The organism is Curtobacterium sp. PsM8 (assembly GCF_030433875.1).
GTDB lineage: Bacteria > Actinomycetota > Actinomycetes > Actinomycetales > Microbacteriaceae > Curtobacterium.
Map to the genome: position 1 here is coordinate 1 of NZ_JARUXD010000167.1, position 260 is coordinate 260.

The 260-nt window shown below is 73.8% G+C and carries 1 pseudogene; it reads left to right on the top strand.

Annotation, left to right across the window (positions count from 1 at the left end):
• Positions 1-260 (top strand): annotated as a pseudogene (locus QCD68_RS17245) (hypothetical protein); the annotation flags it as partial.

The window sequence follows — 260 nt, forward strand, 5'->3', positions numbered from 1 at the left end:
CCGCGGTACCCACCACTGCTGCGGTCGTCGCCGCCACGGTACCCACCGGTCGGACGGTCACCGCCGCGCTCGTCACGCCCACGGTACCCACCGGTCGGACGGTCCCCACGACGGTCATCGCGCCCACGGAACCCACCGGTCGGACGGTCCCCACCACGGTCATCGCGGCCACGGAACCCACCGGCGGAACGGTCGTCACGACCGCGGTACCCACCACTGCTGCGGTCGTCGCCGCCACGGTACCCACCGGTCGGACGGTC